This is a genomic window from Micromonospora sp. NPDC048063 (genome assembly GCF_043202855.1).
Classification (GTDB): Bacteria; Actinomycetota; Actinomycetes; order Mycobacteriales; family Micromonosporaceae; genus Micromonospora.
This window is the reverse complement of sequence record NZ_JBIDBG010000002.1, coordinates 557541-581696: the sequence shown is the minus strand read 5'-3', so window position 1 is coordinate 581696 and position 24156 is coordinate 557541. Positions and strand designations below refer to the sequence as shown.

14 protein-coding genes are annotated in these 24156 nt (G+C 72.7%); 7 read left to right on the top strand and 7 right to left on the bottom strand.

Translation table 11 applies throughout. The features are described 5' to 3' along the window. Positions 1 to 759: 759 nt before the first annotated feature. Positions 760 to 1845 (top strand): hypothetical protein, encoded by a 1086-nt coding sequence (locus tag ACGFZ2_RS07420; protein WP_393451061.1) that lies wholly within the window; start codon positions 760 to 762, stop codon positions 1843 to 1845. A gap of 1 nt (position 1846) precedes the next feature. Beyond that, complete coding sequence (locus ACGFZ2_RS07415; protein WP_393451058.1) at positions 1847 to 2527, top strand: class F sortase; 681 nt, start codon at positions 1847 to 1849, stop codon at positions 2525 to 2527. Between the two features lie 178 nt (positions 2528 to 2705). Here the strand turns inward: ACGFZ2_RS07415 and ACGFZ2_RS07410 are convergent, their stop codons facing one another. After that, complete coding sequence (locus tag ACGFZ2_RS07410) at positions 2706 to 7757, bottom strand: NAD-glutamate dehydrogenase (RefSeq protein WP_393451055.1); 5052 nt, start codon at positions 7755 to 7757, stop codon at positions 2706 to 2708. Between the two features lie 286 nt (positions 7758 to 8043). Here ACGFZ2_RS07410 and ACGFZ2_RS07405 point away from each other — a divergent pair, with 286 nt between their 5' ends. Continuing rightward, complete coding sequence (locus ACGFZ2_RS07405; RefSeq protein WP_393451052.1) at positions 8044 to 10008, top strand: penicillin-binding transpeptidase domain-containing protein; 1965 nt, start codon at positions 8044 to 8046, stop codon at positions 10006 to 10008. Positions 10009 to 10486: 478 nt separating this feature from the next. Here ACGFZ2_RS07405 and ACGFZ2_RS07400 read toward each other — a convergent pair whose 3' ends face one another. The 6 genes from ACGFZ2_RS07400 to ACGFZ2_RS07375 all read right to left on the bottom strand — a co-directional run bounded on the left by ACGFZ2_RS07400 (position 10487) and on the right by ACGFZ2_RS07375 (position 17840). Beyond that, positions 10487 to 11938 (bottom strand): arginase family protein, encoded by a 1452-nt coding sequence (locus ACGFZ2_RS07400; RefSeq protein WP_393451049.1) that lies wholly within the window; start codon positions 11936 to 11938, stop codon positions 10487 to 10489. A gap of 66 nt (positions 11939 to 12004) precedes the next feature. Then, positions 12005 to 12922 (bottom strand): tetratricopeptide repeat protein, encoded by a 918-nt coding sequence (locus ACGFZ2_RS07395; protein WP_393260951.1) that lies wholly within the window; start codon positions 12920 to 12922, stop codon positions 12005 to 12007. 191 nt (positions 12923 to 13113) lie between these two features. Next, entirely contained in the window at positions 13114 to 14802 is a 1689-nt protein-coding gene (locus ACGFZ2_RS07390; RefSeq protein WP_393260954.1) for a methylmalonyl-CoA mutase, read from the bottom strand. A gap of 109 nt (positions 14803 to 14911) precedes the next feature. After that, positions 14912 to 15325 carry an Asp23/Gls24 family envelope stress response protein gene (locus tag ACGFZ2_RS07385; protein ID WP_357699960.1) on the bottom strand — a complete coding sequence of 138 codons (414 nt, stop codon included), beginning with the start codon at positions 15323 to 15325 and terminating at the stop codon, positions 14912 to 14914. An 84-nt stretch (positions 15326 to 15409) separates the two neighbouring features. Then, positions 15410 to 16345: a methylmalonyl Co-A mutase-associated GTPase MeaB gene (gene meaB, locus ACGFZ2_RS07380; protein WP_393261655.1), complete on the bottom strand. Its 936-nt coding sequence runs from the start codon at positions 16343 to 16345 to the stop codon at positions 15410 to 15412. A 295-nt stretch (positions 16346 to 16640) separates the two neighbouring features. Next, positions 16641 to 17840, bottom strand: coding sequence for an acetyl-CoA C-acetyltransferase (locus ACGFZ2_RS07375; protein WP_393451046.1), 1200 nt, complete (start codon positions 17838 to 17840; stop codon positions 16641 to 16643). Between the two features lie 62 nt (positions 17841 to 17902). On the opposite strand from ACGFZ2_RS07375, the gene mce reads away from it, so the two are divergent. The 4 genes from mce to ACGFZ2_RS07355 all read left to right on the top strand — a co-directional run bounded on the left by mce (position 17903) and on the right by ACGFZ2_RS07355 (position 23895). Next, a complete protein-coding gene (gene mce / locus ACGFZ2_RS07370) occupies positions 17903 to 18373 on the top strand; it encodes a methylmalonyl-CoA epimerase (protein ID WP_393260958.1) in 471 nt (156 codons plus the stop codon). A gap of 282 nt (positions 18374 to 18655) precedes the next feature. Beyond that, positions 18656 to 20011, top strand: coding sequence for a crotonyl-CoA carboxylase/reductase (ccrA, locus tag ACGFZ2_RS07365; protein WP_393260961.1), 1356 nt, complete (start codon positions 18656 to 18658; stop codon positions 20009 to 20011). A 277-nt stretch (positions 20012 to 20288) separates the two neighbouring features. Further along, on the top strand, positions 20289 to 21560 hold the full coding sequence (locus ACGFZ2_RS07360; RefSeq protein WP_393260964.1) for a cell division protein DivIVA: 1272 nt from the start codon (positions 20289 to 20291) through the stop codon (positions 21558 to 21560). A 175-nt stretch (positions 21561 to 21735) separates the two neighbouring features. Next, complete coding sequence (locus tag ACGFZ2_RS07355) at positions 21736 to 23895, top strand: hypothetical protein (RefSeq protein WP_393451043.1); 2160 nt, start codon at positions 21736 to 21738, stop codon at positions 23893 to 23895. The last annotated feature ends 261 nt before the right edge of the window (positions 23896 to 24156 follow it).

Below are 24156 nucleotides of genomic sequence, written 5' to 3'. Positions count from 1 at the left end.
TCGGCGTCCAAGCCCACCTGGACCAGCTCGTAACGCCTGGGCGAACGACAGCTCGTCGATGCCCTGACTCCAGTCGATGCCCTGACTAGCGCACGGTCCGGCCGTTCACCGTGTCGGCGACCCGACGTACGGCTCCCGCAGGGCCGAGTGGTTGGCCGATGAAGCCGCACCTTGCCCACGGTGCTGCCACAGGCGACCGCGGCGCTCTTCGGCATGTCGGCGGTCGGGCCGATGTTGCTGTCCCAGCCGATCCAGCCGTGCTGGGCGGCGTCGATGTGGTTGTGGGCGTTGCCGATCGCAGCCAGCTTCGCCAGGGCGTACCCGATGCCGTTTGACGTAGGCGCCGTTGGCCTTGACCGTGTCGCTCATGGCGGTGCCGCCGGGATGGCCGGAGGTGCCGGTCACCAGATTCGGCGGCGGGTCGATCTCGATGATGTCGACGATTCGCGGGCCGGTGCACTTCGCGTCGCCCTGTGGTCCCGGACGCCCGTCGCGCCGTTGGAGCTGCTGTCCGCGGTCCCGTTGATGGCGGCGATCCGGTCGAGCCACACGGCGGTCCGCTTGTTCGACACCCGGTTGCCGCCCCGGGGCGAGAAAGCCGCATAGCACTCGAAACCGGGCATACCACGCCTGTCGTCCGCATGCCCAACATAGGTTAAAACACGAATCTTTCCCTGCATAACTCATGAAACGGTCTAACGTCGTTCGTAGCTCGGTTGCCACCGAGCCGAGGACAACAGGGATGGAGTGACGCAGGTCATGGCAAACAAGATGCTCGGGAAGGTCGTTGCGGGCGCTGCCCTCGGTGGTGCCTCCCTGCTCGTGTTCACGCCGGGTATCGCGTTCGCGGACGGCCACCACGACGAGGGCAAGGTCTACGCCAAGCCCCACGTCGTCAAGGCGGGCGAAACGGTCAAGCTGCTCGAGGTCTGCTCGGAGCGCCAGGAGCACGCCTACGTGTGGTCCAAGGTCACGGGCAAGGTCAAGCTCAAGCCGGCCGAGGACCGCGACGACTGGCGCGGGGAGGAGGGTTCCGGCGACCACGACAAGGGCAAGGACCACGAGGGCAAGGACCACGAGGGCAAGGAGCACGACAAGGGCAAGGAGCACGACAAGGGCAAGGAGCACGAGGGCAAGGAGCACGACAAGGGCAAGGAGCACGACAAGGGCAAGGACCACGAAGGCAAGGACGAGACCGCCAAGCCGCAGCCGTCGAACAGCTACGGCCAGGGCGGCGGCGCCGCCGACGAGGGCGACTGGAAGGGCTACGAGCACGGCCAGGACGCCGAGGGTGGCCGCGAGGGCGAGGACCGCAAGGGCGAGGACCGCAAGGGCGAGGACCGCAAGGACCACGACAAGTACGGCTCGGACGAGCGGGGCGACAGCGGCCGCGAGGGCGAGGACCGCAAGGACCACGACAAGTACGGCGAGGACAGCTGGGGCTCGGACCGTGGCGACAGCGGCCGCGAGGAGGACCGCAAGGACCACGAGGGATACGGCTCGGACGAGGGCGACTGGAAGAAGGACCACGAGAAGAAGGACTGGTCCGACGAGGAGTCCCGGAAGGACGACAAGGACCGCTGGGAGCACAAGCGTGACTTCGTCTACTACGGCGAGGCCGAGGTCTCCGAGGACGCCAAGCCGGGCCGCTACGAGCTCAAGGGCTCGTGCGGCGAGGGTGAACTCGTCGTCCTGCCGCGCGGCGGGGTCGACGGCGGCGACGGCGGTGCCGGCGCCGGGACCGACCGGGGCCTGGCCGCCGGTGGGGCCAGCCTGCTCGGCGCGGCCACCCTGGGCGGCCTGGTGCTGATGCGTCGGCGTCGGACCGATGAGTCGCTGGTCTGACATGACGGCGAGACGGGCCGGCGGCCGTCACGGGAAACCGTGGCGCGCCGCCGGCGCGGCCGCCATCGTCCTGCTCGCCATGGTGGGCACCGGCATGATCGGCGCGTCGGTCATGACCGCCCCCGCCCCCCGCCCGCCGCAGCCCCTGGCGCAGGCCGGACCGGCCACCTCCGGGCCGGGGCGCGACGGCGCGGACCCGGACGTCGCCGGGGCCGCCACGGGGCTGACCCGTTCCGCCCCCACCACGATCAGCATCCCCCGGATCGGGGTCGACGCCTCGATCATGTCGCTCGGCACCAACCCGGACGGCACCGTCCAGGTGCCCCCGCTGGAGCAGGCGCAGCGCGCCGGCTGGTACGAGCCGGGGCCCAGCCCGGGGGAGGTCGGCAACGCGGTCATCGTCGGGCACGTCGACTCGGCGAAGATCGGGCCGGCGGTCTTCTTCTCCCTCGGCGCCCTGCAACCCGGTGACACGATCACCGTCACCCGCGAGGACGGGCAACGGGTCACGTTCACGGTCGAGTCGGTGAAGGCGTACCCGAAGACCGAGTTCCCGACGGAGCAGGTCTACGGCCCCAACGACCGGCCCGGCCTGCGGGTGGTCACCTGCGGCGGCGTCTTCGACGAGGCGGCGCGCAGCTACCCGGACAACGTGGTCGTCTTCGCCTCCATGACCGCCTGATCCAGGGCCCCGCGGCCGGCGGGCGCACGGTCCCGGCCGGGCGGTGGCGGCGGCATCCGCCACGTCGTGGCCGGCCGGTCCCGCGGCACGGCAGCGAAACGGGGCACACCCTGGAAGACGACGACGCGGTCCGGCCGGTCGGGGAACCGACCGGCCGGACCGCGTGGCGTGTCCGGCGTCAGGCGGCGGCGGAGGTCCGCACCAGGGTGCGGATCTGGCGCAGCAGCACCGACAGGGCGGCGAGGTCCGCCCGGGACTCGTCGAACTCCCCCATCGCCCGCTCGGCCCGGTGGATCGACGTGGCGTTCGACTGCTCCCATTCCTGCACCCGCTCCTGCGGCGGCAGGGTGCCGGGGGTGGAGTCGAGCACCTCGGCGGTCAGCGCGGCCAGCGCGGCGTACAGGTCGTAACGCAGCGCCATCCGGGCGAGCGTCTGCCAACGGTCCTCCCGCGGCAGCAGGGAGATCTTCGACAGCAGCGAGTCGACCCGGAAGCGGTCGGAGAGCACGAAGTAGACCGAGGCCACCTCGCCGACGTCGCGCCCGCTGCTCGCCGCCGTCTCCACCACGTCGAGCAGGCCGAAGCTGTACATCAGCCGGGTCGTCTGCTCGGCCAGGTCGCGCGGCAGCCCTCGCTCGGTCAGCGAGTCGATGTGGGCCGCCAGCGACTCCCGCTCGCTGCCGTAGAAGCGCTCCTCGAGGTCGGGCAGGAGCCGGGCCACGCCGTCGCGCAACCGGGCGATCTCCGCCGGCACGTCGATCGGCGAGCGGCGGTTGGTCACCAGCCACCGCACCGCCCGGTCCAGCAGCCGCCGGGTGTCCAGGTAGACGCTCGTCTGCAGCTCCGGGTCGACCTTGTTGTCCAGGGCCTCCACGGCGTCCCACAGCTCGCGCAGCCCGAACACCTCGCGGACCACCACGTACGCCCGGATCACGTCCGCCGCCGAGGCGGCCGTCTCCTCGACCACCCGGAAGACGAACGTGATGCCGCCCCGGTTGATCGCCTCGTTGACCAGGACGGTGGTCACGATGTCCCGGCGCAGCCGGTGCTGGCCCATCCGGTCGGCGAACCGCTCGCGCATCGGCGTCGGGAAGTAGTTGACCAGGACCTCGGTCGTCCACTCCTCGTCCGCGAGCCCCTCGGCGAGGATCTCGGTCTCCAGGACGATCTTGACGTACGCCAGCAGCACCGCGAACTCCGGCGCGGTCAGCCCGGACTCGGTCCGCACCGCCAGCTCGTCGTCCGGCGGCAGCGCCTCCAGGGACCGGTCCAGCGCCCCGGAACGCTCCAGCTCGGTGATCATCCGCCGGTGCACCGGCAGCAGCGAGGCGGCCTGCGCCTGCGCGTTGTTGATCGCCCGGGCCTGGTCGTAGTTGTCCCGCAGCACCAGCTCGGCGACCTCGTCGGTCATGTCGGCGAGCAGCTCGTCCCGCTCGGGGAGGGTCAGCGCACCGTCGGCGACCGCCGTGTTCAGCAGGATCTTGATGTTCACCTCGTGGTCGGAGCAGTCCACCCCGGCCGCGTTGTCGATGAAGTCCGTGTAGATCCGGCCGCCGGTCTGGGCGTACTCGATCCGGCCGAGCTGGGTCCAGCCCAGGTTGCCGCCCTCGCCGGCCACCCGGCAGCGCAGGTTCCGGCCGTCCACCCGGATCGCGTCGTTGGACTTGTCGCCCACCTCCGCGTTGGTCTGGCTGGAGGCCTTCACGTACGTGCCGATGCCGCCGTTCCAGAACAGGTCGACCGGCGCGGTCAGGATCGCCTTCATCAGCTCCTGCGGCGAGAGCTGCTCCACCTCGGCGTCCAGGCCGAGCCGCTCGCGGACCTGCGGCGAGATCGGCACCGACTTGGCGGTACGCGGGTACACACCGCCGCCGGCCGAGATCAGCTCCCGGTTGTAGTCCTCCCACGACGAGCGGGGCAGCTCGAACAACCGCTTCCGCTCGGCGTACGAGGTGGCGGCGTCCGGATCCGGGTCGAGGAAGATGTGCCGGTGGTCGAACGCGGCCACCAGCCGGATGTGCTCCGACAACAGCATCCCGTTGCCGAACACGTCGCCGGACATGTCGCCCACGCCCACGACGGTGAAGTCCTGGGTCTGGGTGTCGTGGCCCATCTCGCGGAAGTGCCGCTTCACCGACTCCCAGGCGCCCCGGGCGGTGATGCCCATCTTCTTGTGGTCGTACCCGGCGGAGCCGCCGGAGGCGAACGCGTCGCCGAGCCAGAAGTTGTGCGCCGTGGAGATCTCGTTGGCGATGTCCGAGAACGTCGCCGTGCCCTTGTCCGCCGCGACCACCATGTACGGGTCGTCGCCGTCGTGCCGGACCACGTCCTCCGGCGGCACGATCTCGCCGCTGACGATGTTGTCCGCGACGTCCAGCAGCGCCGAGATGAACTCCTTGTAGCAGACGACCGCCTCGTCGCGGTCCCCCGGCTTCTGCTTGAGCACGAAGCCGCCCTTCGCGCCGACCGGCACGATCACGGCGTTCTTCACCATCTGCGCCTTGACCAGGCCGAGCACCTCGGTGCGGAAGTCCTCCCGGCGGTCGGACCAGCGCAGCCCGCCCCGGGCCACCGGCCCGAACCGCAGGTGCACGCCCTCGAAGCGCGGCGAGTACACGAAGACCTCGAACTTCGGCCGGGGCGCCGGCAGGTCCGGGATCGCCTGCGGGTCCAGCTTGAACGCCACGTACGACTTCGGCCGCCCGTCCTCGCGCTTCTGGTAGAAGCTGGTGCGCAGGGTGGCCTGGATCAGCGTCAGGTAGGCCCGCAGGATCCGGTCCTGGTCGAGGCTGACGACGTCGTCCAGCGCGCCCCGGATCTCCGCGACCAGCTTCTCGCTGCGCCGCTCCCGCTCCTCGTGACCCATCGCGCCCGGCGCGAACCGGACCTCGAAGAGCTCCACCAGCAGCGCGACGATCCTCGGGTACGCGATGAAGGTCGACTCCATGTACTCCTGCGAGAAGACCGCGCCGGTCTGGCGCAGGTACTTCGCGTACGCCCGCAGCACCACCACCTGCCGCCAGGTGAGGCCGCTACGCAGCACCAGCTCGTTGAAGCCGTCGACCTCGGCCTCGCCCCGCCACGCCGCCGCGAAGGCGTTCTCCACGTGCGGGCGCACCTCGGCCAGCTCCTGGTGCCCCTCCGGCAGTCGCAGCCCGAAGTCGTAGAGGTAGACGCGACCGTCGATCCGGTCCACCTCGTACGGGTGCTCGTCGACCACCCGGACGCCCAGGGAGTGCAGCACCGGCAGCACGGCGGAGAGCATCATCGGCTCGCCGTACCGGTAGACCTTGAAGCGGACGTCCATCGCCTCGTCGACGTCCGGGCCCCGCCCGCCGGCCCGCGGCGCGGCCTGCTTGCGGAACAGGTGCATCTCCAGCTGGCCGGGCTCCTCCAGCAGCTCCAGCTTGGCCAGGTCCTTCATCGCCTCGTACGGCGTGTGGCCGTCCTTGTAGCCCTCCGGGAAGGCGTCGGCGTACCGGCTGAACAGGTGCTTGGCCTGCTCGTCGCCGAGTTTGCGCTCCAACACCAGCCGGTAGTCGTCGTCCCACAGCCGGGTGGCGTCGGCCAGCTCCTCGGCGAGCAGGTCGGCGTCGATGTCACTCGGTGGCTTGGTCGGGTCGGTCCGGACGGTGAAGTGCACCCGGGCCAGCATCGACTCGGTGACCCGGGTCGTGTAGTCGACCCCGACGCCGTGCAGCTCGCGGAGCAGGATGTCCTGCATGCGAAGCCGGTTCTGCGTCGTGAACCGGTCCCGGGGCAGGTAGATCAGGCAGGAGATGAACCGCCCGTACGCGTCCCGGCGCAGGAACACCCGCAGCTGCCGGCGACCGGCCATCCGCAGCACGCCGATCACCGCGTGGTAGAGGTCGTCGGTCTTGATCTGGAACAGCTCGTCGCGCGGGTAGGTCTCCAGGATCTGCAGCAGGTCCTTGCCGGAGTGGCTGCGCTGGCTCAGGCCGGAGCGGTCCAGCACCTCGGCCACCTTGCGGCGGACCACCGGCAGCTCGCGCACGCTGGTGCGGTACGCGGCCGTGGAGAACAGGCCCAGGAAGCGCCGCTCGCCGACCACCTCGCCGGCCTCGTTGAAGATCTTGAAGCCGATGTAGTCGAGGTAGGCGGAGCGGTGCACGGTCGCCCGCGAGTTCGCCTTGGTGATGATCAGCAGGCGCTTCTCGGTGACCTTGTCGTGCGCCTCCGGCGTCATCGACGACAGCGGCCGGGCCTCCGGGGAGTCCTGGCGCAGGATGCCCAGCCCGGTGCCGAGCACGGCCTCCAGCGCCTGCCCCCCGTCGCCGGCGTCGGCCAGGCGGTACTCCCGGTAGCCGAGGAACGTGAAATGGTCGTGGGCGAGCCAGCGGAGCAACTCCACCGAGTCGGTGATGTCCTTCTCCGGCACCGGCGGCCGGTTGTCCGACGTGCGTGCGGTGGCCAGCTCGTCGGCGAGGGCGAGCGCCCGCTGGCGCATCTTCGGCCAGTCCTCGACCGCCTCCCGCACGTCGGTCAGCACGCGCTGGAGCTCGCGGCGCAGCTTCTCCCGTTCGGCGGCGTCCCGGACCGGGTCGATCTCGACGTGCATCCAGCTCTCGACCAGGTCGCCGGCGATCGCGTCGTCGGGCTCGACGTCGGCGGAGACCTCGATCAGCCGGCCCAGCGGCTCGCGCCGCACCACCACCAGCGGGTGCACCAGCAGGTGCACGTCCAGGTGGCGCGCGTTGAGCAGGGCGGTCACCGAGTCGACCAGGAAGGGCATGTCGTCGGTCACGATCTCGATGACCGTGTGGTGCTGGTCGGCGTCGGGCTCGTGGATGCGGAGCTTCAACTCGCCCGGCACCCGCTGCTGGGCCAGGTCCCGGTGCGCGCGCGCCGCGTCGAGCATCTCCTCGGCGGTGAAGCCGATCAGCTCCTCGTCCGGCGCGAACCGCCAGAAGCGGCTGACCAGGGTCGCCACGTCGTGGTCGTCGCCGGCGAGCGCCACGGCCTGGGCCACCAGGCGCTCCGCGTTGGGTACCGGCTCGTCGAGCTCGTTGTCCTCCACGTCGTCGGCCAGCGCGTCAGCGGGCAGGCCCAGGTCGTAGATGGTGTCGATACTCGTACCGGTCATCCCGGTCACCCCTGTGTCGGGCCGGTCGAAGCCGTCCCCGTCGGTTGCCGAATCGAAGCTGTCGTCCCGGCTGGTGTCATCCTGCCGGAGGTCGGGTCCCGGTTTGATCGCCGGACGCCGGTCCATCGGTGCCACTCCCCTCGACCCACCGCGTTGTGGGTCACTCTGCCGCCAAGCCTAGGCCTGCCGTTCCGCGCCTTCGTCGGCGGACCACGGTGCGGACGTCCGGTTCCGGACTCTGTCCTTTCACCCGTTGCGGATACGAGGTTGGCCGGTCGGGGGTTACCCCGCCACCGGTTGTTCATCACCCCGTCGCAGGCCCGTCTTTGCGCACGTCGCAGCCGCCTCGGGACGATACGGGCGGCGCGGCCGTACTAGCGTGACGGCAGTTCCGAGATCGGAGGACTGCTCCATGCACCCCTCGTACCCCAGCCGTCACCCTCGCAACCGGCTCCGCCCGTCGCTCGCGCTGCTCGCCGTGACCGCGCTCGCGGCCGGCGCGCTCACCGCCTGCTCGGACAACGACGGGCCGGAGCGCAGCGTCGACGCGTTCCTGGCCGGCTGGCGTTCCGGCGACCTCCAGGCCGTCGGGTTCGTGGACCCGGCGGGCGCGAAGGTGCCGGCCGCCAACGTGTCCCGCGAGATCAAGGAGCTCTCCGGCGAGCTGGCGGCCACGCCGCCGGCGCTGACCCGCCAGGGCGACGCGAAGATCACCGCGGACGTCGCGACGGCGGTGGTCACAGTCGAGTGGAGCCTCCCGGGTCAGACCCGCTGGGCGTACGACCGGCAGGTGCGGCTCAGCCGCGGCGGCGACGACGAGTGGCGGGTGATCTGGGAGCCGCAGCTGGTGCAGGAGCAGCTCAGCCGGGGCGACCGGCTCGGGCTGCGTCGGGACTCCGGCCCCCGGGCCGCGGTGCTCGACGCCGCCGGCCAGCCGATCGTGGCGCCCCGGCCCGTGGTGCGGGTGGGGCTGCAACCGAGCGAGGTCACCGACGTGGCGGGCCTGACCCGGAAGCTGGACGCGGCCTTCCGGGCGATCCGGCCGGCGATCACCCCGCCGGTGGACCTCTCCGGCCTGCCCAAGCGGCTCGCCGACGCCGACCCGGGCGCGTTCGTCGAGGTGGTCACCCTGCGGGAGGAGGCGTACCGGCAGATCAAGGCCCGCATCTACGACCTGCCGGGCACCAAGTTCCGCAGCGACAAGCTCGACCTCGCGCCCACCCGCGAGTTCGCCCGGGCGGTGCTCGGCTCGGTCGACCCGGCCCAGGCCGACGACCTCGCGAAGCACCCCGACCGGTACGCGGCCGGCGACCTGGTCGGCCACGGCGGCCTCCAGGGCCGCTACGACGAACGGCTGCGCGGCGCGCCCGGGCTGACCGTGATCACCGAGCGCCCCGGCCCGGACGGCACGCTGGTCCCCACCGGCACCGAGGTGTTCCGCCGCGAGCCGCAGCCGGGGCAGCCGCTGAAGACCACGCTCGACGTGGCCACCCAGAACGCGGCCGACGCCGCCCTGCGCGCCGAGAAGCGCCGGGCGGCGCTGGTGGCGGTGCGGATCAGCGACGGTGCCGTGCTCGCCGCCGCCAACGGTCCCGGCGCGGCCGGGGAAAACCTGGCCTTCACCGCCCAGGTCCCGCCGGGCTCCACCTTCAAGATGGTCAGCGCGCTCGGCCTGCTCGACCTCGGCGCGGTTACGCCGGACGCGACGGTGGCCTGCCCGAAGACGTTCACGGTGGACGGCCGGCCGTTCAAGAACTCCGACAACTTCGAGCTGGGGGCGGTGCCGTTCCGCACCGACTTCGCCAAGTCCTGCAACACGGCGTTCGCGGCGCTGGCGCCGAAGCTCGGCCCCGACGGGCTGGCCGTCGCCGGCCGGTCGCTCGGGCTGGAGGGGCAGTGGGACGTCGGCCTCGACGCCTTCACGGGCAAGGTCTCCGCGAACGGCGGCGCGACCGAGCAGGCCGCCGCCGCGATCGGACAGGGCACCACGGTCGTCAGCCCGCTGGCCATGGCGTCCGCCACCGCGGCGGTCGCCCGGGGCCGCTTCGAACAGCCGAAACTGGTGCTGGACCCGGCGCCGGCGCAGCCCGCCGCCCCCGGCTCCCAGCTCAAGCCGGAGTCGGTCGAGGCCGTCAAGGCGATGATGCGCGAGGTGGTGACCGCCGGCTCCGGCACCGCGCTGAAGGACGTGCCGGGCGCGCCGGTGCACGGCAAGACCGGCACCGCCGAGTACGACAACAACCCGGCGCACACGCACGCCTGGTTCGTCGGCTGGCAGGGCGACGTCGCGTTCGCGGTCTTCGTCGAGCAGGGCGGCGCCAGCACCGCCACCGCCGTCCCCGCCGCCGAGCGTTTCCTGCGCGCCCTGGCCCGCTGACGCGCCCCGCGCGCGCCAACCCCACCACGGGTCGCACCCGACCGGACCGGGTGACGCGGACCGGGCCGGGTGACGCGGACCGCGGCGCCGCCCGCCGGCTCGACGCTGTCGAGCTGCCCCCACAGACGGGGCAGCCACGGACACGGTCCGGGACCGGCACCGACCAGCTCCGGCAGACACCACGGGTGGAACCTCATGGACGTCAAACGTCGACGGTGACAGCCATGAGGTTCCACCGGCACTCCCGAGTCAGCCCGGGCCGGGCGAAGCTGGGCACGCAGACGTGCAGCTCAGCTGCCCAGCACCAGCGCACGCGGCCTGGGCAAGCCGCCGGGTGCCAGAGGCCGACGCCGCCGGGGGCCGGACGCACGACCGGGTCGCCCGGGATCGACCGAGCCGGATGAGCCGGATGAGCCGGATGAGTCGGATGAGTCGGACGAACCGATCGGACCGGACCTGTCGGAGACCCCGACGGCCGTCAGGCGATGCCGGCGGTGGACGGCGAGGTGCCGTCGTCGGTCGCGGGCGACGAATCCTCCGGACCCAGGCCCGCGAGCGGCGCCCGGCGCAACAGGCCAGGCCCGGCGGAGGCGGGCGGACCGACCGGTTCCGGCGCGGCCAGGCCGGGACCCAGACCGGGACCGGGACCGGTGCCGTCGGCCACCGGGGCGACCGCCCCGACCGCATCGACCGGGCCGACCGCAGCAATCGGGCCGACCGGGCCGAGAAGAGCCGGCGGAACGTCCTCGGCGCGCGCCTCGACGCCGCCGCCCGGGTCACGGTCGTCATCGTCGTCCTCGGGGGCGGGGACGGCGGCAGCAGCGGGAACGGGCGAGGGCATGATCGGGGGCTCGGGACGGCCGTTGCCCCGCCGGGCCGAGGGTACCGACAAGGCGCGGACCGACGAGTTGCCGGCCGGCGAGGCACCTACCGAGGAGCTGCCGGCCGACGAGGCGCGGACCGTGGGGGCGGTAGCCGCCGACGAGTCCGGCAGCAGCCGGGGCGGCAACGCGCCCGGGGCGGAGACGGGGCGCAGCCCGGCCACCACGGTGTTGACGATCTCGGCCGCGTACGCGCCGTCCGGGTCGTAGTCGGGGTCGAAGACGGTCAGCTCGACGCCGAGGCAGTGCGGGGTGTCGACCAGCCCGGCGAGCAGGATCTCCAGCTCGGCGAAGGCGATGCCGCCCGGGTCGGGGGCGTCCACGGCCGGCATCACGGCCGGGTCCAGCACGTCCACGTCGATGTGCACCCAGTAGCCGGCGCAGTCGGCGAGCTGCTCGTGCGCCCACTGGGCGGTACGCGCCGCGCCCTCGGCGCGCAGCGCTGGCACCGGACGGGTGGTGATCCCGGCGGCCTGGAGGTCCAGGCGGTACTCGTCCTGCGCGCGGATGCCGAGCACCACCACGTCGATGTCCCGGAAGTACGGCCGGCGCCCCTCGATGGCGGCCAGGTCGGCCTGCCCTCGCCCGGTGACCAGGGCGAGGTCCTCCCCCGCCGCCGCGCCCACGTAGGAGGCGTTGCCAGGGTGCCGGAAGTCGGAGTGGCCGTCGACGAAGACCAGCCCGATGCGGCCGCCGACCGCCTCGCCGAGCCGGTGCATGGCCAGCGCCGAGCCGAGCAGGACCGAGCAGTCGCCCCCGAGGACCAGCGGGAACTCCCCGCGGTCGATGATGGCGCCGATCCGCTCGGCGAGCGCCGCCGAGTAGTCGGCGATCTCCCGGGCGTGGCAGACCCCGTCGCCGGGTCGCCAGTCGCCGGGGTCGTAGCGGGGCGGGGTGAGGCAGCCGGCGTCCCGGGCCCGCAGCCGGGCGAGCAGCCCCTGGTCGCGCAGCGCGCCCGGGGCCTTGGCGCAGCCCGGCACCGAGGTGGGCGTGGGTGGGCGCAGGCCGAGGTTGCTGGGCGCGTCGAGGACGGCGATCCGGCGCATCATGGGCTCCCGTCCTCAGGTGTCGGGCGGGCCGGCCGGAACGCCGGCCCGCGCTGGCGTGCTACGTGCTCAGAACAGGGCGCTGGCCAACGCCCGGCGGGCCGAGGCGACCGCCGGGTCCTCCGGCCCGGCGACCGCGAAGAGGCCGACCAGGTGCTGGCGTACCTTCTCGCGGTCGTCGCCGGCGGTGCGGCGGACCAGGCCCACCAGGCGGGCGTACGCCGCCTCGGCCTGACCGCTGAGCACCTCGATGTCGGCGGCCAGGAGTTGGGCCTCGACGTCGTCGGGGTTGGCCTGGGCGGCGGCGATCGCCGCGCCGGGGTCTGCCCCCGCCACCCGGCGTGCCAGCCCGACCTGGGCGAGGCCCGCCTCCGCCGCGGCGTCCGCCGGGGACTCGGCGAGGATCTTCTTGTACGCGCGCTCGGCCGCGTCCAGGTCGCCGCTCATCAGGGCGTCGTCGGCCTCGTCGAGGCGCGGGTCCTCCGGCTCGGCGACGGTCACGCCACCGGCCTTGAGCACCGCCTGGATCCACTGCCGCAGCTGCGCCTCGGGCACCACGCCCGAGAAGGCGTCGATCGGCTGGCCGCCGACCACCGCGTAGACCATCGGGATGCCCTGCACCCGGAACATCTGGGCGATCCGCGGGTTGGCGTCCACGTCGACCTTGGCGAGCACCCAGGCGCCGCCGCCCTCCGCGGCCAACCGCTCCAGCACCGGCGAGAGCTGCTTGCACGGCTCGCACCACTCGGCCCAGAAGTCCACGATCACCGGTGTGGTGAGCGAGCGTTCGAGAACCTCGGACTGGAATGTCGCCTCGCTGACGTCGATGACGCTGACGCCGCCGCCGGCGGTGCCGGGCAGGCCGCCCGAGGGGCCGGGCTGGGCGGGGGCGGTGGGGCGGGCGGGGGCCGGTGCGGGGGTGCGCAGCGCGCTGAGGTCGACCGCGCCGCGGGTGAAGATCGACGAGGTGATCCGTGGGTCGCTCATGGTTACCTAGTCTCGCACGCGACCCGCCGAACTCAGATCAACCGCGACGGCGACAGTTGCAACTGTCACGCCTGCTCCCGCCCACCCACCCAGCCCTCCGCGATCTTGCACTTTCGGCCCCCGGTACACGGCCTATGCGGCTTTTGCCAGGGCGGAAAGTGCAAGATCGCGGAGGGGTAAGGGGGTGGGGGTCAGAAGCGGGCGGGTTCGCGGTAGACGCCCCACTCGGCGCGGAGGGCGTCGCAGATCTCGCCGAGGGTGGCCTCGGCGCGTACGGCGTCCAGCATGGCCGGGATCATGTTCCCGTCGGTCCGGCCGACCGCGACCATCCGCTCGATGGCCGCCTTGACGGCGGAGTCGTCCCGGCCGGCCTTGCGCTCGGCCAGCACCCGGCGCTGCTCCAGTTCCACCTCGTGCGAGATGCGCAGGATCTCCAGGTCCTTGGCGACCGTGCCGGTGTGGCAGTTGACGCCGACGATCTTCTTGTCGCCCTTCTCCAGCGCCTGCTGGTAGACGAAGGCCGACTCGGCGATGTGGCCGGTGAACCAGCCGTCCTCGATGCCGCGCAGGATGCCGGAGGTCATCGGGCCGATCTGGTGCGGGCCCTCCCCGCCGAGCTGCCGGATCCGGGCGAAGATCGCCTCCGCCTCGGCCTCGATCTTGTCGGTGAGCGCCTCCACGTACCACGACCCGCCGAGCGGGTCGGCCACGTTGGTCACCCCGGTCTCCTCCATCAGCACCTGCTGCGTACGCAGGGCGATCTCGGCGGACTCGTCGGTGGGCAGCGCGAGGGTCTCGTCCAGCGCGTTGGTGTGCAGGGAGTTGGTCCCGCCGAGCACCGCGGCGAGCGCCTCGACGGCCGTCCGTACGACGTTGTTGACCGGCTGCTGGGCGGTCAGCGACACCCCGGCGGTCTGGGTGTGGAACCGTAGCCAGAGCGCCTTCTCGCTGGTCGCGCCGTAGACGTCGCGCAGCCAGCGGGCCCAGATCCGGCGGGCGGCCCGGAACTTGGCGATCTCCTCGAAGAAGTCGACGTGCGAGTCGAAGAAGAAGCTCAGGCCCGGGGCGAAGACGTTTACGTCCAGCCCGCGCGAGAGCCCCAGCTCGACGTAGCCGAACCCGTCGGCGAGCGTGTACGCCAACTCCTGCGCGGCCGTCGCACCGGCCTCCCGGATGTGGTAGCCGGAGACCGAGAGCGGCTTGTAGCGCGGGATCTCCCGGGCGCAGTACTCCATCAGGTCGCCGATCAGGCGCAGGTGCGGCTCCGGGTCGAAGAGCCACTCCTTCTGCGCGATGTACTCCTTGAAGATGTCGGTCTGGAGCGTGCCGTCCAGCCGGGACAGGTCGGCGCCCTGCCGCTCGGCGGCAACCAGGTACATGCAGAACACGGGCACGGCCGGCCCGGAGATGGTCATCGAGGTGGTCACGCCGGCCAGGTCGATGCCGTCGAAGAGCGTCTCCATGTCGGCGGCGCTGTCCACCGCGACGCCGCAGTGGCCCACCTCGCCGAGCGACTGCGGGTCGTCCGAGTCCCGGCCCATGAGGGTGGGCATGTCGAAGGCGACCGAGAGGCCGCCGCCGCCCGCGCCGAGGATCATCTTGTAGCGCTCGTTGGTCTGCCGGGCGTTGCCGAAGCCGGCGAACTGCCGGATGGTCCAGGTCCGCCCGCGGTAGCCGGTCGGGTACAGGCCCCGGGTGTACGGGTACTCGCCCGGCCAGCCGATCCGCTCGAAGCCCGGGTGGGCGACGCCCTCCGGCGGCCCGTAGACCGGGTCGACGGCCATCCCGGAGAGCGTGGTGAAGTCGGCGTCCCGCTTGCGCGCGGCGTCGTAGCGGGCCTGCCAGCGTGCCCGTCCGGCTGCGATCTCGTCGGCGTTCATCCGCGGGGCTCCTCCTCGAGTCCTCGACCTGCACGTCGAGTGTAGAGCCCAGCCTGAACGATCGCTAAGGATACTCGTACCGGCCGGTAACCTGAGCTGCCCGTACCAGTCAGGCGGTCGGCGCGGCGGGCTCCCCCAGCGTCACGTCGTCGACCCGGATGTTGATCTCGTCGACCCGCAGCCCGTACGCCTCGACCGCCTCGGTCACCTTCGCCCGGACGGCGTCGGTCACCTGCGGCACCGGCCGACCCGCCTCGATCACGATGACGAGGTTGACCACGGCCGCGCCGTTCGTGACGTGGGCCGAACAGCCCCGCCGGGCGTCGCCGACCTGGTCCAGCCCGACCTTGTCGAGCACCGCGTTGAAGAACCGGGCCACGTCGCCGCCCAGCTCGGCCACCCCGGGCACCGACCGGGTGGCGGCCACCGCGATCTTCTCCACCACCTCGTCGGAGACGTGCGTGCTCCCGCCCGCCACCGCGTCCGGCGTCACCGACAGCTCCTGGGTCGCCTCGTCGCCCATCGTCCCCCCACTCGCCGCGCACCGCCCCACGGGTCCGTGGAGCGGTGCGAGCGTACTAGGTCGGCGGGTACCGGAGGGGACGCCTCAGGAGCCGAGCTGGGCGAGCAGCTCGTCGGCCGCCGCGTACGGGTCGAGGGCACCCTCGGCCACCTTCGCGGCGAGCGCCGGCAGCTCCGTACCGTCGCGCAGGGAGCCGATCCGGGCGCGGAGCGCGCCCAGCGCGATCGCCTCGATCTCGGCGGCGGCCCGCGCCTCCTGGCGGCGGCGCAGCTCGCCGTGCTCGACCAGCCAGCCCCGGTGCTTGTCGATGGCGGCGGCGATGTCGTCGATCCCCTCGCCCCGCGCGGCGATCGCACGGACCACCTGCGGCCGCCAGTCGCCCGGGCCGCGCTCGCCCAGGGCGATCATGCCCTGGATGTCGCGGTAGGTGGCGTCGGCGCCGTCCCGGTCGGCCTTGTTGACCACGAAGACGTCGGCGATCTCCAGGATGCCGGCCTTGACCGCCTGGATCGCGTCGCCCATGCCCGGGGCGAGCAGCACCAGCGTGGTGTCGGCCAGCGAGGCGACCTCCACCTCGGCCTGCCCGACGCCGACGGTCTCCACCAGCACCACGTCGCAGCCGGCGCCCTCCAACACGCGGACCGCCTGCGGCGTGGCCGCCGACAGCCCGCCGAGGTGCCCCCGGCTGGACATCGAGCGGATGTAGACGCCCGGGTCGGTCGCGTGGTCCTGCATCCGGACCCGGTCGCCGAGGATCGCCCCGCCCGTGAACGGGCTGGACGGGTCGATCGCCAGCACGCCGACCCGGTGCCCCCGGGCGCGCAGCGCCCGGACCAGCTCGTTCGTGGTGGTGGACTTGCCCACCCCGGGCGATCCGGTCAGGCCGACCACCTGGGCCTGCCCGGCGTACGGCGCGAGCGCCGCCGCGATCCGCGGCAGCGTCTCGTCGCCCGACTCGACCAGGGTGATCAGCCGGGCCACCGCGCGGGGATCCCCCGCGCGGGCCCGCTCGACCAGCATCGGCACGTCCCGGCTGCGGCGCACCGGGGGTGCGCCCGCCGCCGGCACGTCGTCGACGATCTCGCTCACTGCACTGCCTCTGTTCGCGACTGCGGGGCTCGCAAGACCGGCTCACTCCTCCCGCTCACTGTGCTGCCTCTGTTCGCGGCTGCGGGGCTCGCAAGACCGGGTCACTCCTCCCGCTCACTGTGCTGCCTCTGTTCGCGGCTGCGGGGCTCGCAAGACCGGCTCACTCCTCCCGCTCACTGCACTGCCTTCGTTTGTCGGCGGCTACCGGATCAGCGGTGCGCCGCGCTCACTGACCGCTCTCGCCGGGGGCCGGGACGTGGATGACCAGTGCGTCGCCCTGGCCGCCGCCACCGCAGAGCGCGGCCGCGCCGGTGCCGCCGCCCCGGCGCTTGAGCTCCAGGGCCAGGGTGAGCACCAGCCGGGCGCCGGACATGCCGATCGGGTGGCCCAGCGCGATCGCGCCGCCGTTGACGTTGACCTTGTCCGGGCTGATGCCGAGGTCACGGGTGGACTGGATGCCGACCTGGGCGAACGCCTCGTTGATCTCGATGAGGTCGAGGTCGGAGACGCTCAGCCCGCCCTTCTTCAGGGCGTGCTGGATGGCGTTGGACGGCTGCGAGTGCAGGGAGTTGTCCGGCCCCGCCACGTTGCCGTGCGCGCCGATCTCGGCCAGCCAGGTCAGGCCCAGCTCCTTGGCCTTGGCCTTGCTCATCACGACCACGGCGGCGGCGCCGTCGGAGATCGGCGAGGAGGTGCCGGCGGTGATCGTGCCGTCCTTGGTGAACGAGGGCCGCAGCTTGGCCAGCACCTCGACGGTGGTGTCCGGGCGGATGCCCTCGTCCTCGCTGATCACCAGCGGGTCGCCCTTGCGCTGCGGGATGACCACCGGGGTGATCTCGTCGGCGAAGTGCCCGTTCTTCTGCGCGGCGGCGGCCCGCTGGTGGCTGGCCGCGGCGAACGCGTCCTGCTCCTCGCGGCTGATGCCGTGCTTCGCGCCGAGCCGCTCGGTCGACTCGCCCATCGAGCAGCAGTCCCAGGCGTCGGTGAGCCCGTCCAGCGCCATGTGGTCCTTGACCACGACGTCGCCGTACTTGTAGCCGCCGCGCTGACCGAGCAGCAGGTGCGGGGCGTTGGTCATCGACTCCATGCCGCCGGCCACCACGATGTCGAACTCGCCGGCCCGGATGAGCTGGTCGGCCAGGGCGATCGCGTCCAGGCCGGAGAGGCAGACCTTGTTGATGGTCAGGGCCGGCACGGACATCGGGATGCCCGCCTCGACCGCCGCCTGGCGGGCCGGGATCTGCCCGGCACCGGCCTGGAGCACCTGACCCATGATCACGTACTGGACCTGCTCGGGGGTGACGCCGGCGCGCTCCAGCGCCGCCTTGATCGCCACGCCACCGAGTCTGGTCGCGGAGAGGTCCTTGAGGTTGCCCAGCAGGCGCCCCATGGGGGTCCGCGCGCCGCTGACGATCACCGAAGCCATAACCTGCCTCCGAGGGGGTGCCGACCTGTACGCCTTAACGATTGTTCGGTCAGACTAGCGCCATGGCTGAGAACTCCCCCGCCGAGACCGCTGCCGACTATGTCACAGGCATCGGCCTGCTCCGCATCGACCACGTCGGGGTCGCCGTGGCCGACCTGGACGCCGCGATCGACTTCTACCAGCGCACCTTCGGGATGCGCTGTGTGCACACCGAGACCAACGCCGAGCAGGGCGTCCGCGAGGCGATGCTGGCCGTCGGCCCGACCACCGAGGGCGGCTGCCTGCAACTGCTGGCCCCGCTGACGCCCGAGTCGACCATCGCGAAGTTCCTGGACCGCAAGGGGCCGGGCGTGCAGCAGGTGGCGTACACGGTCGCCGACATCGACGCCGCCTGTGCGGCGCTGCGCGAGCGGGGCGTGAAGCTGCTCTACGACACCCCGAAGCGCGGCACGTCGAACTCCCGGGTCAACTTCGTCCACCCGAAGGACGCCGGCGGCGTGCTCGTCGAGCTGGTCGAGCCCGCCGCGCACTGACGCCCACGACCGGCCCCCGCCGCCGGGTTGGGGGCCGGTGACCACCGGCGTCGAGCGCGGCACTGCGCGGTACGACCGCCGCCCGGACACCTCCACGCATCGGCCGATGCAGTTTTTCACAGAGGACTTCCAGCCCTAGCTACCGTTCAGTAACGTCCCGCCTCAACAGGAGCGCGGCCGTGTCGGATGTGTCGGATGCCGACATGGCGGCCGGCCGCACTCGCGCCGACGATGGCAGCACCCAGGCCCGCGTGCGCGGGTGCGGACGAACGGGAGGTCGACGTGCAGGACATCCTCGAAGCGATCATGGCGGCGGAGGGATCCGACCAACCGGAGCGGGAGCTCGGCGGCGTCGCCGGCCTGCCGGTGCCGGAGTCGTACCGGGGCGTCGTGGTGCGCGCGGACGAGGCCGGGATGTTCGACGGCCTGGCCACCCGGGACAAGGACCCGCGCAAGGCGCTGCACGTGCAGGAGGTGCCGACGCCGGAACTCGGGCCGGGCGAGGCGCTCGTCGCGGTGATGGCCAGTGCGATCAACTACAACACGGTCTGGACCAGCATCTTCGAGCCGCTGCCGACCTTCAGGTTCCTCGAGCGCTACGGCCGGCACTCCGAGCTGACCAAGCGGCACGACCTGCCGTACCACGTGGTCGGCTCGGACGCCGCCGGCGTGGTGCTGCGCACCGGGCCCGGGGTGACCCGCTGGAAGGCCGGCGACGAGGTGGTCGCGCACTGCCTGTCGGTGGAGCTGGAGGACGCGGCCGGGCACGACGACACCATGCTCGACCCGCAGCAGCGGATCTGGGGCTTCGAGACCAACTTCGGCGGCCTCGCCGAGCTGGCCGTGGTCAAGGCCAACCAGCTGATGCCCAAGCCGCGCCACCTGAGCTGGGAGGAGGCGGCCAGCCCCGGCCTGGTCAACTCGACGGCGTACCGGCAGCTCGTGTCGCACCACGGGGCGAACATGAAGCAGGGCGACGTCGTGCTGATCTGGGGCGCCTCCGGCGGCCTCGGCGGGTACGCCACCCAGATGGCGCTCAACGGCGGAGCGATCCCGGTCTGCGTGGTGTCCTCCCCGGACAAGGCGGAGCTGTGCCGCAGGATGGGCGCCGAGCTGGTGATCGACCGGGCCGCCGAGGGCTTCCGCTTCTGGAAGGACGAGGAGACCCAGGACCCGGACGAGTGGCGCCGCTTCGGCGAGCGGATCCGCGAGCTGACCGGCGGCGAGGACCCGGACATCGTCTTCGAGCACCCGGGCCGGGAGACCTTCGGCGCGAGCGTCTACGTGACCAAGCGCGGCGGCACCGTCGTCACCTGCGCCTCCACCAGCGGCTACCAGCACCAGTACGACAACCGCTACCTCTGGATGCACCTGAAGCGGATCGTCGGCAGCCACTTCGCCAACTACCGGGAGGCGTGGGAGGCGAACCGGCTGGTGGCACTCGGCAGAATCCACCCGACCGTGTCCAGGACCTACGGCCTGGAGCAGACCGGCCAGGCCGCGTACGAGGTGCACCGCAACGCGCACCAGGGCAAGGTCGGCGTCCGTTGCCTCGCCCCCTCCGACGGGCTCGGCGTGCGCGACCGCGAGCTGCGCTCCCGGCACGAGGACGCGATCAACCGGTTCCGCGGCCACTGACCACACCGACGACCATTGGGGGCGAAGGACGATCGTTTTCCGCCACCGACGCGGGGCGCTCATTCGAGCGACCCGGCCATGCGCGACAAAGGGCCGCGGCGATCTCCCGCGGCCCTTTTCCGTAGTCACTCTCTGTGCCGACCGACCCGCCCGGGACCTGCCAAGATCGCCGATTGGTCCCGCCTCCCGGGGCTCCCGTAGTTGACCATGTAAAGAGGACGCGAAAGCTCGGGACCGCTCTTGCGAAGCACCCTGGGGAGTCTGCGAGTATGTCCCAATGCCCCAGCAGTCCTCCCCTCTTGCGTTCTTCGATAACGCGAACTCCCAGCCCGATTTCACCGTCGGCCTACGCGGCTACAACACCCACCAGGTCGATGACTTCATCGGTCGGATGACGGCCGCGCTGACCCAGTCCGAGCAGGCCCGGGCCGAGGCCGAGCAGCGCATGAACGACGCCCAGCGCCGGCTCCGCCAGGCCGAACAGCGCATGAGCACGCTGGAGCAGAAGCTCGCCGACACCAACAAGCAGCTCGAGGAGAACAGCCGGCCCACCCTCTCCGGCCTCGGCACCCGGGTCGAGCAGATCCTGCGGCTGGCCGAGGAGCAGGCCAACGACCACCGCAACGAGGCCAAGCGCGAGTCGGAGGGCATCCTCTCCGCCGCCCGCCTCGAGGCCCGTGAGATCACCGACAAGGCGCGGGCCGAGGCGGCGGCGATGAAGGCCACCGCCGAGCGGGAGGCCGGCACCGTCCGCACCGCCGCCGAGCGGGAGGCCGCCGAGGTCCGCGTCCAGGCCCGGCGCGAGGCCGACACGCTGCGCGCCGACGCCGACCGCGAGACCAAGCAGCTGCGCACGGTCACCGCGCACGAGGTCGCCGAGCTGAAGTCCACCGTCGAGCGCGAGGTCGCCACGCTCCGGGCGACCGCCGAGCGGGAGATCACCCAGCAGCGGGCGAAGGCCGCCCGGGAGGCCGAGGAGAAGCGCGCCGAGGCGACCAAGCTGCTCACCGACGCGCGGGACAAGCGCGACAAGGACCTCCAGGCCCTGGAGCTCCAGCTCGCCGAGCGCCGGGAGAAGGCCGAGCGTGAGGAGTCGGAGCGGCACGCGGCGCAGGTCGCGCAGACCCAGAAGCTGGTCAGCGAGGCGGAGCAGCGGGCGCACGCCGCGCAGGAGCGGGCCAAGGAGATCGAGCAGCGCGCCGAGGCCCGCCGGGTCGAGTCGGAGCGCACCGCCAACGAGACGGTCGACAAGGCCAAGGCGCTCGCCGACAAGACGCTCAGCGAGGCGAAGGCCGAGGCGAAGCGGCTGCTCACCGAGGCGCGCACCGAGGCCGAACTGACCACCCAGGCGGCTCGCCGCGAGGTCGAGGACCTCACCCGGCAGAAGGACGCCGTCACCTCCCAGCTCGGCCAGATGCTCTCCGGCCTTGCCGGCATCGTGCCGGGCGTGCCGGCCGCGCAGCCGGCCGCCCAGGCCGCGCCGGCCAAGCCCGAGGCGAAGAAGGCCGACGGCGCGGACGAGCGGGTGGCGGCCGAGACGTCCAACTGACCGACCCGACCGGGGGGCATGACGACGGCGCGGGGTGACACCGGGTGACCGGTGTGCCCCGCGCCGTATGCGTTTGCCCGTCAGGGAATTGCCCGAGCGTGGCCGCAGTGAAGTAGGTCCCATCCGGGGCGTCCGTATCGCCCCAGCAGAGCCGGATGCGTGTGAGGATGGGGGCATGTCGCACGGCGAGGAACTGTTCGCTCTCGGCGGGGACGTGACCACGGAGCCCAGCTTCGAGTCCGCTCTGCGGGGGTACGAGAAACGACAGGTCGACCGGTACGTCGCTCGTGCGGAGCACGAGATCGCGGCCCTCGCGGCCGAGCGGGAGCAGGCCTACACACAGATCCACAAGCTCGCCGGCCAGGTGGAGGTCCTCCAGCGGGACCTCGCCCAGGCGCGCAAGTCCTCCGGCGCGCTGGAGAACGTCTCCTTCCGGCACCTCGGCCCGCGGGTGGAGCAGATCCTCACCCTCGCCGAGGAGCAGGCCGACGCGGTCCTGGTCGCCGCCAACCAGGAGATCGAGGCGCGCCGGGCCGCCGCCGAAAACATCATCGAGGAGGCGCGCGAGCAGGCCGCCGCCGCGCTCAAGGACTTCGAGATCGCGCTGGCCGCCCGCCGGGCGGAGGAGGAGCGGCACAGCGCGGCCCGCAGGGCCGAGGCGGACGCCGCGGTCCGGGGCGCCAAGGAGGAGGCCGCGCGGCTGGGCAAGGCCGCCCAGGAGGCGCTGGCGAAGGCCCAGCAGGAGGCCACCCAGCTGCGGGACGCGGCCAAGGAGATCCACCACCGGGCCCAGCAGGAGGCGACCAAGCTCCGCGAGGCCGCCAAGGAGGTCCACGCCAGGGCCCAGCAGGAGGCCACCCAGCTCCGCGAGGCGGCCAAGGAGGTCCACGCCAAGGCCCAGCAGGAGTCCAAGCGCCTGGTCGACCAGGCCACCGAGGCGGGCCGGGCCACCCACGCCAAGGCCCAGCGGGACGCCAAGCAGATCATCGACGACGCCGCCCAGGCCGGCCGGGCCACCCGCGACAAGGCCCGGCAGGAGGCGGAGCGGCTCACCACACAGGCGGCCGAGGCGGCCAAGCGCAGCCGCGCCGAGACCGAGGCGTACGTGCAGCGGATGCGCACGGAGACCGAGGCGTACGTGCAGCAGGCCCGGGCGCAGACGCAGCAGGAGCTGGGCGCCTGGCGGGCCGGGGTGGAGCAGGAGGTCAACAGCCGCCGCGAGGCGGCGGACCGCGAGCTGACCCAGCGCCGGACGACCGCCGAGCAGGAGTTCACCAAGCGCCGCGACGACCTGGAGAAGCAGTACAAGACCCGCCTCGCCGAGCTGGAGCAGCAGCACAAGAGCCGGCACGACGAGCTGGAGACCGGGTTCGAGTCGCGCCGCGCCGCGCTGGAGTCGGAGTACACCAGCCGGAAGAACGAGATCGAGCAGGGTGCCGCCGCCGTCCGGCAGGCCGCCGAACGGGACGCGCTGGCGATGCGCCGCCAGGCCGAGGAGGAGGCGGCGACGCTGCTCGGCCGGGCCGAGTCGGAGGCGGCCGAGAAGCGCCGCAAGGCCGACGAGCACGTGGCGACCTCGCGTCGCCAGTTCGAGGAGTACGCGGCGACGACGCAGCAGCACCTGGCCACCACCCAGCAGCACCTCGCCGCCACCCAGCAGGAGGCCGCCGCGAGCCGCCAGCAGCTCGCCCAGGTGATGCTGGAGATCGCGCAGGCCCAGCAGCAGCTCGCCGACCTGCGGCAGGAGACGTGGAAGTCGCGGCAGGAGTCCGACGAGTTGCAGCGGCAGGTGGCCGAGCTGCGGTTGGGGCTGGTCGGTGCGGCCGACGGACCGGGCGGGACGGCCACCGCCGCGGCCGGCCCGGTGGCCGACGGCGGGCCGGCCGGGACCGGCACCGCGACGGCGAACGGCGGGAAGGCGTCGACCGCCGCCGGGGCGGGCGAGGCGAAGAAGGAGGCTACGCCGGCCGGAGCGGCAGCGGCTTCGGCGGGTGGGGCCGGGGGCAAGGAGGCCGCCCCGGCCGCGGACGGCAGGCCCGGCGCGGGCAAGGTCGAGCCGGCGGAGGCCGGCCAGCCAGCCAAGGGTCGGATCGAGCCGGCGGACGCCGGGCAGCCGGAGAGCGGCAGGGTCGCCTCCGTGACCACCGTCGACGGCGGCACCGCCAGCGCCGGCGTGGAGGGGGAGCCGACCGTGGCGGCGGTGCCGGGTGAGGCCGGCCGGGGCGCCACGCCGACGAAGATCACCAGCACCGGCGAGAACGGCAAGCGGCCGACGAAGCCGACCACCGACGAGCGCAGCGCCAAGCCGAGCAAGGTCGTCGTCGAGAAGGACTGACCACCCGCCCCGTCGCACGGGCGGGTCGGGTGGTGTGGGCGCTGTCGAGCTGCCCCATCTGTGGGACCACCCGTCACACCAGGCCCGATTGCCTGCCGCCTGATCGGCCGGGTCGAGGCCATGCGGGGCCACGTCCGCCGGGGGCAGGTGTGCCCCGTCTGTGGGGGCAGCTCGACAGCGGCCGGGCGGTGGCATCCTGTGGGATCCGGTCGTGCCCCGTCTGTGAGGGCAGCTCGACAGCGGCCGGGCGGCGGATCCCGT

Bases quoted from the DNA above. Each gene is read 5' to 3' on its own strand.
- meaB (WP_393261655.1), bottom strand. From the start codon at position 16,345: ATGCTGGTCGAGCGGGCCCGCGCGGGGGATCCCCGCGCGGTGGCCCGG.
- ACGFZ2_RS07390 (WP_393260954.1), bottom strand. From the start codon at position 14,802: ATGAACGCCGACGAGATCGCAGCCGGACGGGCACGCTGGCAGGCCCGC.
- mce (WP_393260958.1), top strand. From the start codon at position 17,903: ATGGCTGAGAACTCCCCCGCCGAGACCGCTGCCGACTATGTCACAGGC.
- ACGFZ2_RS07405 (WP_393451052.1), top strand. From the start codon at position 8,044: ATGCACCCCTCGTACCCCAGCCGTCACCCTCGCAACCGGCTCCGCCCG.
- ACGFZ2_RS07355 (WP_393451043.1), top strand. From the start codon at position 21,736: ATGTCGCACGGCGAGGAACTGTTCGCTCTCGGCGGGGACGTGACCACG.
- ACGFZ2_RS07360 (WP_393260964.1), top strand. From the start codon at position 20,289: ATGCCCCAGCAGTCCTCCCCTCTTGCGTTCTTCGATAACGCGAACTCC.
- ACGFZ2_RS07375 (WP_393451046.1), bottom strand. From the start codon at position 17,840: ATGGCTTCGGTGATCGTCAGCGGCGCGCGGACCCCCATGGGGCGCCTG.
- ACGFZ2_RS07420 (WP_393451061.1), top strand. From the start codon at position 760: ATGGCAAACAAGATGCTCGGGAAGGTCGTTGCGGGCGCTGCCCTCGGT.
- ACGFZ2_RS07395 (WP_393260951.1), bottom strand. From the start codon at position 12,922: ATGAGCGACCCACGGATCACCTCGTCGATCTTCACCCGCGGCGCGGTC.
- ACGFZ2_RS07415 (WP_393451058.1), top strand. From the start codon at position 1,847: ATGACGGCGAGACGGGCCGGCGGCCGTCACGGGAAACCGTGGCGCGCC.
- ACGFZ2_RS07400 (WP_393451049.1), bottom strand. From the start codon at position 11,938: ATGATGCGCCGGATCGCCGTCCTCGACGCGCCCAGCAACCTCGGCCTG.
- ACGFZ2_RS07385 (WP_357699960.1), bottom strand. From the start codon at position 15,325: ATGGGCGACGAGGCGACCCAGGAGCTGTCGGTGACGCCGGACGCGGTG.
- ACGFZ2_RS07410 (WP_393451055.1), bottom strand. From the start codon at position 7,757: ATGGACCGGCGTCCGGCGATCAAACCGGGACCCGACCTCCGGCAGGAT.